General features: G+C 44.3%; 10 protein-coding genes, 1 pseudogene and 1 other annotated feature. Of the genes and pseudogenes, 6 read left to right on the top strand and 5 right to left on the bottom strand.

Going from position 1 to position 14692, the window contains the following annotated elements; translation table 11 throughout:
* Positions 1 to 151 precede the first annotated feature (151 nt).
* From H509_RS0117740 to H509_RS0117725, 4 genes are all read left to right on the top strand, one after another.
* A complete protein-coding gene (locus H509_RS0117740; RefSeq protein WP_028546270.1) occupies positions 152 to 1594 on the top strand; it encodes an ABC transporter permease in 1443 nt (480 codons plus the stop codon).
* A 13-nt stretch (positions 1595 to 1607) separates the two neighbouring features.
* Positions 1608 to 3116, top strand: a complete 1509-nt coding sequence (locus tag H509_RS0117735) for an ABC transporter permease (RefSeq protein ID WP_028546269.1) — start codon at positions 1608 to 1610, stop codon at positions 3114 to 3116.
* Positions 3117 to 3192: 76 nt separating this feature from the next.
* On the top strand, positions 3193 to 5010 hold the full coding sequence (locus H509_RS0117730) for an ABC transporter substrate-binding protein (protein WP_028546268.1): 1818 nt from the start codon (positions 3193 to 3195) through the stop codon (positions 5008 to 5010).
* A 393-nt stretch (positions 5011 to 5403) separates the two neighbouring features.
* On the top strand, positions 5404 to 6756 hold the full coding sequence (locus H509_RS0117725; protein ID WP_028546267.1) for a lytic polysaccharide monooxygenase: 1353 nt from the start codon (positions 5404 to 5406) through the stop codon (positions 6754 to 6756).
* Positions 6757 to 6928: 172 nt separating this feature from the next.
* Here H509_RS0117725 and H509_RS0117720 read toward each other — a convergent pair whose 3' ends face one another.
* The 5 genes and pseudogenes from H509_RS0117720 to H509_RS0117705 form a co-directional block, all read right to left on the bottom strand.
* Complete coding sequence (locus H509_RS0117720; protein WP_028546266.1) at positions 6929 to 7861, bottom strand: D-alanine--D-alanine ligase; 933 nt, start codon at positions 7859 to 7861, stop codon at positions 6929 to 6931.
* 12 nt (positions 7862 to 7873) lie between these two features.
* Positions 7874 to 9328 carry a MocR-like pyridoxine biosynthesis transcription factor PdxR gene (pdxR, locus tag H509_RS0117715; RefSeq protein WP_028546265.1) on the bottom strand — a complete coding sequence of 485 codons (1455 nt, stop codon included), beginning with the start codon at positions 9326 to 9328 and terminating at the stop codon, positions 7874 to 7876.
* Positions 9329 to 9439: 111 nt separating this feature from the next.
* Positions 9440 to 10117: a vWA domain-containing protein gene (locus H509_RS28465; protein ID WP_028546264.1), complete on the bottom strand. Its 678-nt coding sequence runs from the start codon at positions 10115 to 10117 to the stop codon at positions 9440 to 9442.
* 117 nt (positions 10118 to 10234) lie between these two features.
* Positions 10235 to 10702: pseudogene (locus H509_RS28460) on the bottom strand (TerD family protein); the annotation flags it as partial.
* A 229-nt stretch (positions 10703 to 10931) separates the two neighbouring features.
* Entirely contained in the window at positions 10932 to 12473 is a 1542-nt protein-coding gene (locus H509_RS0117705; protein WP_028546263.1) for a 2-isopropylmalate synthase, read from the bottom strand.
* Positions 12474 to 12566: 93 nt separating this feature from the next.
* Positions 12567 to 12797: a binding site (T-box leader), on the bottom strand.
* 172 nt (positions 12798 to 12969) lie between these two features.
* Here H509_RS0117705 and H509_RS0117700 point away from each other — a divergent pair.
* Positions 12970 to 13626: a Crp/Fnr family transcriptional regulator gene (locus H509_RS0117700; RefSeq protein ID WP_028546262.1), complete on the top strand. Its 657-nt coding sequence runs from the start codon at positions 12970 to 12972 to the stop codon at positions 13624 to 13626.
* Between the two features lie 200 nt (positions 13627 to 13826).
* On the top strand, positions 13827 to 14657 hold the full coding sequence (locus H509_RS0117695; protein ID WP_245596137.1) for a DNA alkylation repair protein: 831 nt from the start codon (positions 13827 to 13829) through the stop codon (positions 14655 to 14657).
* The last annotated feature ends 35 nt before the right edge of the window (positions 14658 to 14692 follow it).

Here is a 14692-nt window from a genome sequence, read left to right as displayed (position 1 = left end):
CGTTTCTGTCTTTTCCACTGAAGATCACCCACCTGCATATATTAATAAACCATCGTATGAATAAGCATTGACTTTTTACGAACTCTAAAATAAAATCTACTATATCGATCGGGATTATGCAAATTAAAAAATAGAGAGAGGGGGAACGATCATGGAAGTATCCGCATCAACGCCCCGGTGGGGCTTACTCCAAAAGCTTGCCGCTGCATACGGCAAAATGATGCTGAATCCGACATACAGAGTGCTTGTCCTACTGCTAGGAGCACCTGTTCACATATTCGTATATTTATATTACTGGCGTGAACGCAAAAACGATCCCTATGCTCTTGCTTTAGATCAAACTAAGCAAGCGTTGCTTGCCTCAGGGTATTACGACAGACTTATAGAAGATATTCGGGACCAGCAAATACGGAAGCATCGGTTTTTTCAGGAGCAAATGGAGCCGCAGGTGCTTGAACGGCAAGTTGCAGCTATTGCAGCAGCGCAGCTCCAAGCCGAAGCACATGAGCAGACGATGACACAGTTGCGGCAGCGCAGCCAACAAAGACTCACTTATGGAGCAGCGTTTCAACACCTGCTCGAGAGTCCGCTTTTTGTTGCGATATCGTTTGTACCTGGAGCCTTCATGTACGCCTTGATTCTAATATTTAGCAGCCCTTATCTCAAATATATAGTAGAGCGGCTGTTGATGAGTGTATTTGTTATATTTGGTGTCGCATTCCTTGTGTTCTCGATTCTCTATATTTCTCCGATGAATCCGGCAGCTAACATTTTAGGAGAAACGGCAACGACAGAACAAATTGAATCTTTTAACCGGTTATACGGTTTAGATCAGCCCTACCTCGTTCAGCTAGGGAATACTCTGAAAGGAATTGCAACGTTTGATCTCGGCAAATCATTTGCCGGCAATGAAGAAGTAACTACAGCCATTGCTGGTAAATTTCCTGTCACACTTACGCTAACCTTGATCTCGCTATTAATGGCAATCATCATCGCCTTGCCTATCGGCATTATATCGGCGGTCAAGCCTAATTCGATTTATGATTATACCTTTATGTTTATCGCACTTCTCGGGTTATCGATACCCAGCTTTTGGCAAGGGCTTGTTTTTATTCTTAATTTTTCTATCAAGCTGCACTGGCTGCCTGCCACTTACAATCCGCAAAACTGGCTGTCGATGATTATGCCAACGATTGTTCTTGGTACAGGCTTAACAGCCGCCGTTGCTAGAATGACACGATCTTCAACACTCGAAGTCATTAATGAAGATTACATCATCACGGCTAAAGCAAAAGGGCTTAGCAAACGCCAAATTTTGCGTAAACACGCCGTTGGTAATGCGCTTATTCCGATCATTACAGTTATTGGCCTTCAGTTTGGAGGCATGCTGGGAGGATCTGCTGTGACAGAGAAGGTGTTTAACATTAGCGGTATCGGTAGTTATATTGTGGACAAGCAGTTTATTCCCGATATTCCGAGTATTATGGGCGGCGTCATTTATACTGCGATTACGATATCACTCATTAATGTTGTGATAGACATTCTTTATGCCTTCTTCGACCCTCGTATCCGGTCCAAGATGAAACAATACTAAAGCAGGTGTCGATATGACAAAGAAGCAAATTCACACCCAAGAGTTGAGCTATCGATTAAAGACATCACCTGAATATAGCCAGGCCAACCTGGCTTGGATTGTATCCCTGGTGCTGTCCATCTTATTGCTGTTGAACAGCTATAGCCTTACCGAGCAAATCAGTAAGCCTTACGTATTTATCGGTTTTGTCGTATACGCCTTGTTTACGGTCATTCAGTTTATGGTTGTCCTCTTGATTCGGCGTGACCTTATACGATTTGGCCACATTCGGGGAAAAACCCGAGCACTTGGCTATATTCAGTTGTTCAGCATCGCAACTGGCAACGTGTTTATCGCGACCGCAGCTTTCGGGCTTATCAAGCGCCATAAAAGCGCTGAGTACACGTTAGCCGTGTACATGCTGCTCACGCAGCTATTCATTATCGCTGCATCAGGCCTCAATTTATTTAAGCCTTATGTGACGGATACATTTTTGCCTGCGATGTTTGTACTAGTCATTTTGGCCGTTTTTTACTTGATCACCCTTATGATCGTCGCCAAGTATGTAAGCAGCGAGCGTGCTCATCCACGTATGCGTGTTATCGCCTATATACTTATACTAACATCGATTACAGGCAACTTGTTTGCGCTGCTGCTAGCCCTGACGCTGCTCGCCAAGCTTCGGAAAGCAAACTATCTATCTACTAGCAAGTGGGAAACGGTGCTCGAACGATTAACACGGAGTACAACCTCGATGATTGGCTTATTTTTTATCGTGTTTTTGTTCTCCATCTCTATATGCAGTTATTTAACATTTGATTATGCACTTGCCATTGATAACAACTATGGTGCTATATTACAGCAGCCTAGCTTGGCTTATCCTTTTGGCACAGACAATTTTGGCAGATGCTTGTTTTCGCGTATTATTTTCGGTGCTCGCATCTCCTTGGTTGTTGGTCTACTATCCACCGCCATTCCAGTCGTTATAGGTGGTGTACTCGGCGCATTGGCAGGTTATTACGGACGTCGAACAGACAACATCATTATGCGTCTACTGGACATTTTATACGCCATTCCTGGCATTTTGCTTGCGATTGCTATCATCGCAGCCTTTGGTGCCAATACCGTAAATTTGATTCTGGCACTTAGTATTGGGGCGATCCCCTCTTATGCACGAACGATGCGTGCTAACGTTATGCTTGTGTCTACGTATGAGTTTGTCGAGGCAGCGCGTGCATTTGGCTCTAGCAACTGGTCAATCATTTTTAAACATATCGTGCCTAACTCGCTAGCTCCTATGATTGTCAAGTCTACCTTAACAATCGGTGCAGCTGTTATTTCAACTAGCAGCTTGAGCTTCCTAGGACTAGGCGTTGAACCGCAAATACCGGAATGGGGCAACATTTTGAAGATTGGCAGTGCTTATTTGGAGTCTCACTCCTACCTGGCCATCTATCCGGGTCTAGCCATCATTATGCTAGTCTTGTCCTTTAACTTCCTTGGGGACGGCTTGCGGGACGCACTTGACCCTAAACTGGATTAACATTGTGGCGGCCGTGCAACACAGCTATCCATATCCAAATATGTTAAATTATTTATAACACAGGAGGTTCAACACTATGAAAAAAAGTCCATGGTTCCTATTATTAATCGCCTTTGCGGTCGTCATGAGCGGATGCCAGGTTAACACCAAGAAAGATGTCGTCGAAAACCCTCCTTCACAGGATGCAAACAACAAAAGTGCCGTTACGATTGAACTGCTTGGCATGAGCACTGGCGAATCTGACCTTAACATCATTCGAGATCAGTTAACCAAAAACGGGTTTAACGTCAAGTTAAACATTCAGCCTGATTACGGCAGCTACAAAGCACAAGAAGAGGCAGGCAACTATGACGTGTCCCTCACTAGCTGGACTACCGTAACTGGAAATCCGGATTATGCTGTAAGATCATTGTTTAAGACGGGCGGAGACTACAGCATCATAGCTGATCCCGAGCTCGACACGTTGATTGATCAAGCATCCACACAAACACCAGAGCAATTTGTAGACACGTACAAGCAATTAGAACAAAAGCTCGTATTTGATAAAGCGTATATCGCACCTTTATACAGTTCATTAAAATCACAAGGCCTTAATCAAGAAGTGCTGGACAAAGATTCTGTGCGCCTGTCGAAATCACGTTCCCTGGTGTGGGAAAATATTGACTTCAAAGACAAGTCCAAACGTACGACCGATCCGTTGCTGTTGACACAAGCAAATCCCGTGTTGACTTCACTTGATCCAATCAAAGGCAATGACGGTTCCATCAACATGATAAATACAAATATGTACGTTCGCCTGTTAAACTTGACTGACGATGACAAGATTACGACCGACGGCTCCCTGTCTTACAATCATTCCATTGCAGAAGGCAACTCCGAATACTACTTTGTATTAAGAGATGATATTCATTTTGCAAAAGTGACAAACAAAGCTGCAGTAGATACGAAAGAGCGTGTCGGAGCAGATGATGTGATCTTCTCACTTAATCGTGCTAAAGACAAAAATTCAGTGCCTGACCACCGTACGTACAGCTTGCACGAACATATTAAAAACGTTGAGGCTATCACAGACCTCAAATCACTAGAAGCAATTAAGCAGTCTGGAAGCACTGAAACGATCAAAGCCGGATTGGAAAAAGGACTTGAAACCCCTATTAAAGAGCTTGTCGCAGACAAGACCAAAGCTAGCAGCAAAGACGGTAAATATCAAGTCATTAAGTTGACGACAACTGCGCCATTCCCGCAAGTGCTGAATTATCTTGCTCACCAATCGGGAGGCATCGTATCCAAAAAGCAAGTCGAGAGCATCAATACGTATGACGTAGCTAAATTTGATGTCAACAAAGATATCCCTTATGGCGATCAAAATACAGTAACCGAAGGAAACAAATACAATAACACTTTGTATGCAAGCGGACCTTACATTTTATCGTACAAAAATGATTATGAAGCTGTATTCATTAAAAATCCTGGCTACATGAAAGGGACAGCTCACGAACCGAAAATTACAAACATCAAGCTTCGCTTCATAAAGGATACCGACAGTGCGTTGTCCGCGCTGCGCAGTGGCGAAATTCATGTTTATTACGGCGTACCTGAAACGAAGTTTGATCTTGTAAAAGGCGACTCCAAGCTAGCTCTTCAAACGTTGCCAAGTAATGCCGTGTCTTACTTGTTGTTTAATACGGGTAAACGCGACATTGCAAAAAACGAGGATTTAAGAAAAGCTGTTCTATATTCTATTAATCAAGACGAATTCTTGCAATTCTATAACAATAATAAGTTTAAAGCTGTCTCTACCGTAAGCCCGCTCGTTACTACAGGCAATGAGCTAAAAGCAGATCCTGCTAAAGCAAAAGAGTATTTGGATAAATACAAAGCAAGCGTAAAGTAAAATGAAATGAATGTTCGATCCCCTTCGAAGAGAAATGCAGTTTTTACCTGCATTTCTCTTTTTTGTTAATACCTCCCCACTACTGCTCTCCCTATATGGATTTCATCTGCTCCTGCACAAAATATTTTTAGTCTATATATTTTAAACTCAAAATAAATTTAAAAATGAAAAAAGGCTCGCCTCTTCTCTTTGGAGTAGTTTGACGTTCTGAGCGTTCACTTTAAGCCGATATAAGCTCAGCCTGAGTTTATATACATACTTTTTTATGCAGGGAGGTTATAACGATTGATTTGGGAAGCTGAAATGAAGGGAGGCGCACCGTTAAGCAGGTTGTCTGCACTTACTTGTCTGCGTCGAATCGATATCCGCTTTAACCATTAAAGGAGGAATATGATGCTCGTATCTCAACGTACTTATCATGCATTACTTGTAAAGCTGGTGTTCGCAGTTGGCATAGCCTTCATCCTTACTGTCGTAATGGCTTTGTTTGCAGGGAAAGCTTTTGCTCATGGCTACATAGATTCACCTAGCAGCCGTGCAGACCTATGCGCTCGTGGCATTAACAAAAACTGCGGCTTTATTATTTACGAACCGCAAAGCCTTGAAGCTTATAAAGGCTTTCCTGCTGCGGGACCAGCAGACGGTAAGATTGCCAGCGCATCAGGCGCATTCCCCGAGCTTGATCAGCAGTCCGCTACCCGCTGGAGCAAGGTTAACATTACGCCTGGAACGACGACGTTCCACTGGACTATCGAGGCCAATCACGCCACGACGAGCTGGAAGTACTACATCACCAAGCAGGATTGGAATGCAAACGCTCCGTTAAGCCGAGCTGCATTCGATCTTACGCCGTTCTGCAACGTGAACTATAAGGGCAAGCAGCCTCCGCATTCCTACTCCGATACTTGTAACGTGCCTAGTCGTACAGGATATCAAGTAATATTGGCTGTATGGGAAATTGCGGACACAGCTAATGCTTTCTATAACGTGATTGACGTTGACTTTGGCGGTGGATCGCCTGTAGATACTACTGTGCCAACCGTTCCGACAAACTTGGCGGTTACAAACGTTGCTGCTACTAGCGCAACCGTATCTTGGGGGGCTTCGACCGATAACGTAGGCGTCACCGGATACAAAATTTATAGCGGCTCAACCTTGTTAGCAACAACAACGAACGGAACGGATCTAACTTACAACCTCACCGGATTAACACCAAACACACCTTACACCTTATCTGTCCGCGCAATTGACGCTGCTGGTAACAGCTCTACGGCAAGCCCAACAGTTACCTTTACAACACTTGCATTACCGCCTGACAATGTGCCACCTACATCTCCGTTGAATTTAGTAGCAACAAATGTTACTGCCGCAACTGTCAAGCTAAGTTGGGGTGCGGCCACCGATAACGTTGGCGTAACTGGTTACAAGCTCTACAACGGCTCCACATTGGTCGCGACCACTAACGGAACAACTCTCACATATACCGTTACTGGCTTGACGGCTAGTACAGCTTATACCTTTACAGCACGCGCAATGGATGCCGCTGGCAACCTGTCTCCTGACAGTAATGCAGTCAGTGTAACTACTAGCAGCGGACCAAGTGTCACCCCGTGGGCCGCAAATACGTCGTACGCACTGGGTGACCTCGTGTCTTACAACGGCAAAACCTATGAGGCTCGTCAGCCGCACCTCTCTCTCGTTGGCTGGGAGCCACCAAACGTACCTGCGCTGTGGACGCTAAAATAATGGCAAGCCACAGCTAAAAAAAATCGTATCACCGTAAATACCCGTACAACAAATCAAGCACCTCTGCTCCCACAAAAAATCGCGTGGTTGCGGAGGTGCTTGTATATTGATCATGTGCTGTTCCCGGGCGCAGATCGCTTTACGATTCTTCTCCGGCACAGCCAATGCATCATTAAACAGTCTTATTACTTGATCTAATATGTGCCCGTGCTGACCAAGACTGTTCAATGATCCGATCCAGCAACTGACTAAACGTTAGGCCGGCAGCAAAAGCGCTTTTGGGCAGCAGGCTGTTCGTTGTCATGCCTGGCAGTGTATTCACCTCCAAAACATAAGGCACACCGTCCCTTAGTATCATGTCAACACGTGCATACACACTGCATTTCATGATACGGTAACAGGCAATCGCTGCTTGCGTAACGTTTCGTTTAACCTCAGCAGGCAGCTGTATAACTTGCTCTTCCGCCCCACCATCGTCATACTTGCAGCGATAATCAAACCAATCCGATTGTAACGATCTAATGCCGATGATCGGAAGCATCTCGCCGTTTAACAAAGAACACGTTATCTCTTGACCACTAATATACTCTTCAAGCATAACCGTGCTGTCCCATTGAAAAGCGTTTTGCACAGCCCCATACAATTGTTCACGACTGCGAACCAGTTCTGCGCCAACACTTGAACCGCCGCAATTGGGCTTTACGATTAGCGGAAGTCCTAATATCTCTAGCACTTCTGGGTCATATTCTTCTATACTGCTCCAACATCGCCATTCCGTTGTCCTAATCCCTTCGCTTTGCAGTAGTCTCTTTGCGACGTCTTTATCCATACATATACTGCTGGACAGCACCCCGCTGCCCGTATATGGAATGCCCATCGACTCCAATGCGCCCTGTACTGTTCCGTCCTCTCCATACGGACCATGCAGAGCAAGTAATGCCATATCAATCCCTTTTACCCGATCTATAAGCTCATGCTGATTCGATATTTCAATTGGAACAACTTCATATTTATTTCGATCTAAGTGAGAAAGCATTTCCTGTCCTGTCCGGATGGATACCTCTCGCTCCGACGAATCTCCGCCCATAATGACGCCCACTTTCATCCTTGCACCACCTTACAATCCCATAATATGTTTAGCTGTGTCGCCGATAATTCGAATTCCCTGACTAATCTCTTCTACTGTCAATCTGGAGAAGCCAATCCTCATTGCATGTTGACCCAAGCCGTTCGTATAAAATAAATCGCCTGGCGTAAACAACACGCCTTGACGAGCGCAAGCCTCAAGTAATACCCTCGTATCAAAAGCAGAGTCGAATTGTACAAAAAGATGAAGTCCACCGTCTCCGGATAACTTTGCATAAGGGATATAGGTTTCGCAGCATTGCTTCGTCCATTCATATTTTCGTCTGTATACAGCTCGCGCCCGCTTCACATATTTCTCCATGTTCCCATTATGCAAGTATTGATATAAAAGGGACTGATCCAAGGTCGAAGTATGGATACTCCGCGCCCGCTTAATGCTCTCCAAATAATAGATTAACTCTTTATCGCCAAGCACCCACCCTACACGCAGTCCTGGAAAAAGAACTTTAGAGAAGCTACCCAAGTAAATAACATTATTGCCTCGGCCCGCAGTTGCCATTAAGGGAGATACATGGGCACCGGAATAACGCAGTTCCTCATTAAAACCATCTTCAATAATCGGAATATTATAATGCGCCATTATCTGCAGCAGCTTTAATCGTTTATCGGGAGACATCACAATGCCAGTCGGGTTATGATATGAAGGTACTACATAAGCACAGTCGTATGCCTGCTCCTGCACAGCACGCTCCAACTCCTGAAGATGAATGCCGTCGCGCTCCATTGATATGCCAGTAATATCATATCGCTGCAGCTTGAACTGTTTAATGGCGGTATGATGTGTCGGATTCTCACACAACACCGCGCTATTATCCTGCTTTAGCGCCGACAATACGATATCCAACCCTTCTGTAAAGCCGTTCGTAATCAACATATCTTTGCCTTCGAGATTAACACCTTTATTTCCCATATAGTGAAATAGATAGTCAATTAAAGGTTTATATCCTTTGGCATATCCATAGTTCAACAGTGTGCTGCCCTCGATGGCCATTCGATCGAGAAATGCACGCTTCACATGGTCCACGTCAAATAACTTCTCATCAGGAGCAATGCTCGTAAACCGAATCATACCTGGTTCAGCCATCTGCATCCCTTGCTTCATAATGTCCAAGGAGTCTGCCATACGTGCATGGTCATTTACACGTCTTTTCCAATCTGTACGCTTTGGGCAATTCGCTGCCGGCCTCGAGTAGGCCGAAACATAGCTTCCATTTCCTCGCCTAACATAAACGAAACCGTCCTCTTCCAAGCCTTGATAAGCCAAAATAACCGTATTCCGGCTCAAGCCCAGCAATATGCTAAGTTCACGGGTCGAGGGAAGCTTCTGCCCCGCTTGGAGGACTCCTTTTATAATAAATTGTTGAATGTATTCCTTTAATTGTACCGCCATAGAGTGACCTGCCTTTGGCTTGAATTGCTGAAACATCACTTCGCCTCCCCTTCTTGATCATGGCACAACTAACGGGATAACAAAAGAACCACGCTGACGGTATATTTCACCGTAGGTGGTTCGAGTGGTATAACAAGATCCATTTCATTAATAAGATTCCCTTATGATTCGCTTCTCTTTGGCTGCCTTTAGCCACACTGGAAATTCATTCAACAATTGATCATACAACGATTCATCGGAAATCGCTCCAATATCATGAACATGAATAAAGTTGGCATTATCCACAACTCTACCTTCCATCGTATCTAGCTTCTTCAGTACCTCAAAGTCTGAATGTCCAATCCCTACAAATTGCCAGAATATAGGCTGAACCGAAGCTGTTGTAATTACTTTCTTGATTGACTTTACCACACCGCCATCATTGATAAATATAATAAATACAGGCGTTGCGGACTCCTCTTCTTCTGTATACTTATGAATGACATCGCGCATGACTGGCGGCTCATTGTTCGCGCCAAATTTATTGATCTTGCTGTTGTGTAGTATATGTCGATCCACATAACCTGCAATATCCTGTTCAGTTACAGAAGGTAATCGACTATACAACGAGTCGTATACCCACACATCTAATGTGGCATTGTCATCAAATAAGCAGGCTACTGCTAAAATACGTTCCACTACTTCTTGCACAGTGCCGTTCATATATAGCTTCCGCATCGATCCAGAAATATCAAGTACGATGCCTACTCTGGCCACCACACCTTGAAGTTTCTTCTTCTCCAGCGTATAGTTTACCTTTTGCTTTCGCAAATCAATGGGCGCGATTACCTTCTCCTCCACTGCGGCCGCTACCTCACTAATTCTCTCTTCGATCTCAAGCCCAAAGTGAGTACACAAAGCAGCCAAGCCCCCGTAGAAGCCGCTGCCTATAGCATTGAACTTCCATTCATCATTATATCTGTAGAGTTCACCTACCACAATCGCAGTTTCGCGTGTCAAATCCATCCCATATGTATACTGACATAATACCTCGCCGCTGTCCGCATCTGTAAGCTGAACGTACATATCGGAAACAGCACTCATATCATGTCCCTGCTGTTCTCCTTCATAAATCGTCAATGTAAAAGCAATACGCGCAGCACTTTCTGACAGCTTGCTAAATGCAATATGTACAACTTCCTTCTCTGGCCCATCAGCCGTAGAGTGTCTTACTTCTCCATTAGGAGATTCCACATGACCATAAAAAATGAAATGTTCATCCTGAACACAACGTCCCTGAGCATTCAAGATAAAAGCAGCAGCATCAACACTCATAGCCGTATCTTTTATGGCCCAGCCGAAGCGTAAACTAAGATTACGTATGTTTCTGCCCTTTGTAATATCTATCTTCTGGCCTTTTAACAACTTCATCAGCATATCTCCTTGTTTGGCAACTAAATAGACCATTCCAACTAGATATCGCAACCGACATTCTAGTAAAAATGGAATTATTTACTTTTATTATAACGTAGAAACTGCTGCTATGTAACCAAAATATTGGAATAATATATCAAGTGATGCATTTACTATATTGGGTTTATTAAAAAGTCATAGAGATGGAATCTGACAGCTCAGCATCCCATCTCTACGTTGTTATTGACTACTCCTCTTGAACTACATCCGCATCCAACAAAATGGCGTTAATCGCGTTCAAAAACGCATTGGCGCTTGCTTTTAAAATATCCATATCCATCGCACGTCCCGAATAGGTCTTATCCTGATATTGAATGCGTATGTTCACACGGCCGATCGCCTCTTTTCCGCGCGACAAGCTGTTAATTTTGTAATCCTTCAGCTGTACATCCAAGCCAACCAGCGTCTTCATTACACTGTAAAGGGCATCAATAGGACCATCTCCTACCGCGCTGCCTTTAACTGTGTCGGCCCCCTTCTTCAGCTTGACCGTTGCAGTCGGATATAAGTCGTTACTGACCACCTGAAATGAAGCCAACTCATACAGTTGCTTGCTGCCTTCATCTGCTGTGCGATGGTTAGTAACCAGGTAGAACACATCGTGATCGTACACTTCTTTTTTGGCATCCGCCAATGTTAAAAATTTAGTAAACAACGCTTCAAAATCAGTTTCATCACTGACATCAAACCCCATCTTTTCAACAGCATTTTTGAAAGCGTGTCGGCCCGAGCGAGCTGTCAAAATTAGCTCCATACTATCTGCCCCCACGTCTTCAGGGGACATAATCTCGTACACTTGTTTATCCTTTAATAATCCATCCTGATGGATACCGGAGGAATGGGCAAATGCATTCTCCCCTGTTATCGCCTTATTTACCTGTACATCCAATCCTGTCAAATACGTAACAAGCTTCGAAGTTCGGAGAAGTTCCTGCGTCTGGATGTTGGTATAACAATGGTAAAAGTTCTCCCGCACTTTAAGTCCCATTACAACCTCTTCTAGCGAGGCATTTCCTGCTCGTTCCCCGAGGCCGTTAATCGTACATTCGATTTTGTCGGCGCCATTTTTAATGGCGCTTAACGTATTGGAGGTTGCCATTCCCAAGTCGTTGTGACAATGCACACTAAGGATGACACTTTCATCCATATTTTTGAGACGTTCGTTAATTCGGCGAATCAGCTCACCAAACTCCTCTGGTACTGCATATCCTACCGTATCAGGCACGTTGATCATGGTAGCTCCCGCTTTGACGACCGCTTCAATGGTGCTCCACAAATATTCGAAGTCTGATCGCGACGCATCTTCCGTCGAGTATTGCACATGAGGCAATAAAGTTTTCGCGTACTTGACCGCGTCAACGCCTAATTGCATAACCGCTTCCTTGGAGCGATTAAATTTCTTCTCCACATGGATGTTTGAGGTGCCCAGCACAATATGAATGAGTGGATCTTGCGCCAGCTTAATACTCTCATAAACAGCGTCGATATCACTTTTAACTGCGCGTGCCAAGGCGGTGATCGATACGCTGTCGCCGACACTGCGCACAATTTGCTGCACCGCCTGAAAATCTCCTGCTGAAGAAGCAGGAAAGCCCGCTTCAATAATATCTACATGCAGCCGCTTTAGCTGCTGAGCCATCTCTATTTTTTGATGTACATTTAATTTAGCGCCTGGAACTTGCTCTCCGTCACGCAAAGTAGTGTCTAATACGATAATTTTGCGGTTCATCTGCATCTCCTCCTAAGCCTTATTTTAAATATATATGTGAAGCGGGGCTGGTCAAACCCGGAATTCGACCAACAAAAAAACCCCGTCTCTACGTATAGAGACGGGGTTGAACCCGCGGTACCACTCTAATTCATTTCCTAAAGAAATGATCTCCTTCGATGGCCAACACCATCTATCCCTGTAACGGTGGAACTCCGGCATACCCTACATATTCAGGCAGCTGTTCATAGACGAGTTCGGAATAAAAGACGTTACCGTTTCACACCAACCAACGGCTCTCTGGAAAGTCAACCTATTCCTACTATTTCTAATCCTAACATTTGGATGTTAAATTATTTGCAATTATATGGCACTAAAATTATTTTGTCAACAAATAAAATTGCCATTTCCCCTTAATATCACGATCCGCACAATTTTTTGTGCGTCATAAAATAACTCTGATATAGTAGTCATTAATAGATGTTCCCTATGCCAACGGCTTTGATCAGGAGGAATTATGGATAACATTCAGTATTTGTCTCAATTTAATCTTCTTCGTTCCCTTTCCATTCCAGATCTCATTGAGATGGAACAGTTAACTTCCATAACTGTCATTCCAAAAAACACGTTTATTCAAACACCAGCTACATTTGCTGAAGGTCTTTACTTTATCAAAAAAGGACAAGTACGCTTGTACAAGCTGAATAGTGAGGGCAAGCAATTTACTTTGGACATCCTTAACGAGGGCAATGTATTTGGTGAAATGGCGGGCATCTCCTTAGGTACACGTGACATGTACATCGAAACCGTTGAGGAGTGCCACATTTGTTTGATGGATAAAGATAGATTTGAGAGCTTTCTACTGCATCATCCTCAATTCATGATGAATCTGATGCAAGTATTAAGCGAGCGGCTCATCCACATGAGCCATCTAGCACAACAATTAGCGCTCGGCAACCTGCAAGATAAGATCCTGCATGTGCTAGCCAAGCTATCTAATCAATTCGGTGTAGTGCGTGACGGAGATTATGATCTCATTAATGTGCCTATTACCCATCAGGAAATAGCTCACTTGGTAGGAGCATCAAGAGAAGCGGTATCAGCCACCTTACGGGAGCTTTCCGAACAAGAAATGATTAAGACAGGATTCAAAAGCATCTCTATTCATCGGTAAAAAGGATGGAGCGAGCGTCAAATTGATTACCTAGTGTTCAGATTGTGCGCTGCCAAACTAGTACTTTCGCCTCTTATTTGTACAGTTGTAAGCTGGATTACATCTTTCCGGAGTGAACTTAGCGTATTCTATACACGGTTCGCTACAACAGGATTCCACCTGCCGAACTTTCATGACGTCATCCAAGAGGAGAGAAGTACATGCCTATTCCTGATCATCTGCTGCACAGAAAAGGTGCCCAAAAAGTGAAGGACATCCCCAGTGAAGTCCAGCAACTGCTGCAAACAGGACAACTACAGACTGTTAATTTGACCGAATGGCTGGCAATTGATCATACTTTGCTGCTTCAACATATCATCGCTGAACTCGATCTAATGCAGCATATTGACGTAGTTATGTCAGAACTGCACCTGCTACAGAACAAGAAGATGATGCAAATCATTCCCGCCATAGCAAAGGGATGGCTTCAACTGCTGCTTCTGCTCCCTCATCAGGAGCGCAGCCAACTGTTCGATACCTTAGCCCATCATCATTCGGACAGTGTCAGATGCTGGGCCGCTTATATCGTTGGTCTTGATGACCAATTATCTCTTTCTCAAAAATTAACCGCCATACGCCCATTTGCAGCTGATCTCCACTTTGGTGTGCGAGAAATTGCGTGGATGGCTGTTAGAGAATCCGTTACAAAGGAATTAACACAAGCGCTGCACCTATTTGAGAGCTGGGTGTGTGACGTTGACGTTAACATTAGAAGATTTGCGATAGAGTGCATCCGACCTCAAGGCGTATGGGCCAAACACATTCAGCAATTAAAAGACAATCCTGCCCTTGCACTGCCCCTTCTTGTTCAAGTGAAGTCCGATAACGCTAAATATGTACAGGACTCAGTAAGTAATTGGTTAAATGATGCCAGCAAAACGAACCCCGATTGGGTGCTTAAGACGTGTGGCGTTTGGCTGGAACAATCCTCCACAAAAGAAACGCAGCGTATTGTCACCCGTGCCCAACGAACAATCAGGAAACATCAATAACATCACGTGAAATCAAAATGAGCAGAGCAGTGAAC

Origin of the sequence: Paenibacillus taiwanensis DSM 18679 (assembly GCF_000425125.1) — a bacterium.
Lineage (GTDB): Bacteria > Bacillota > Bacilli > Paenibacillales > Paenibacillaceae > Paenibacillus_B > Paenibacillus_B taiwanensis.
This window is presented reverse-complemented; position numbering and strand designations above follow the sequence as displayed.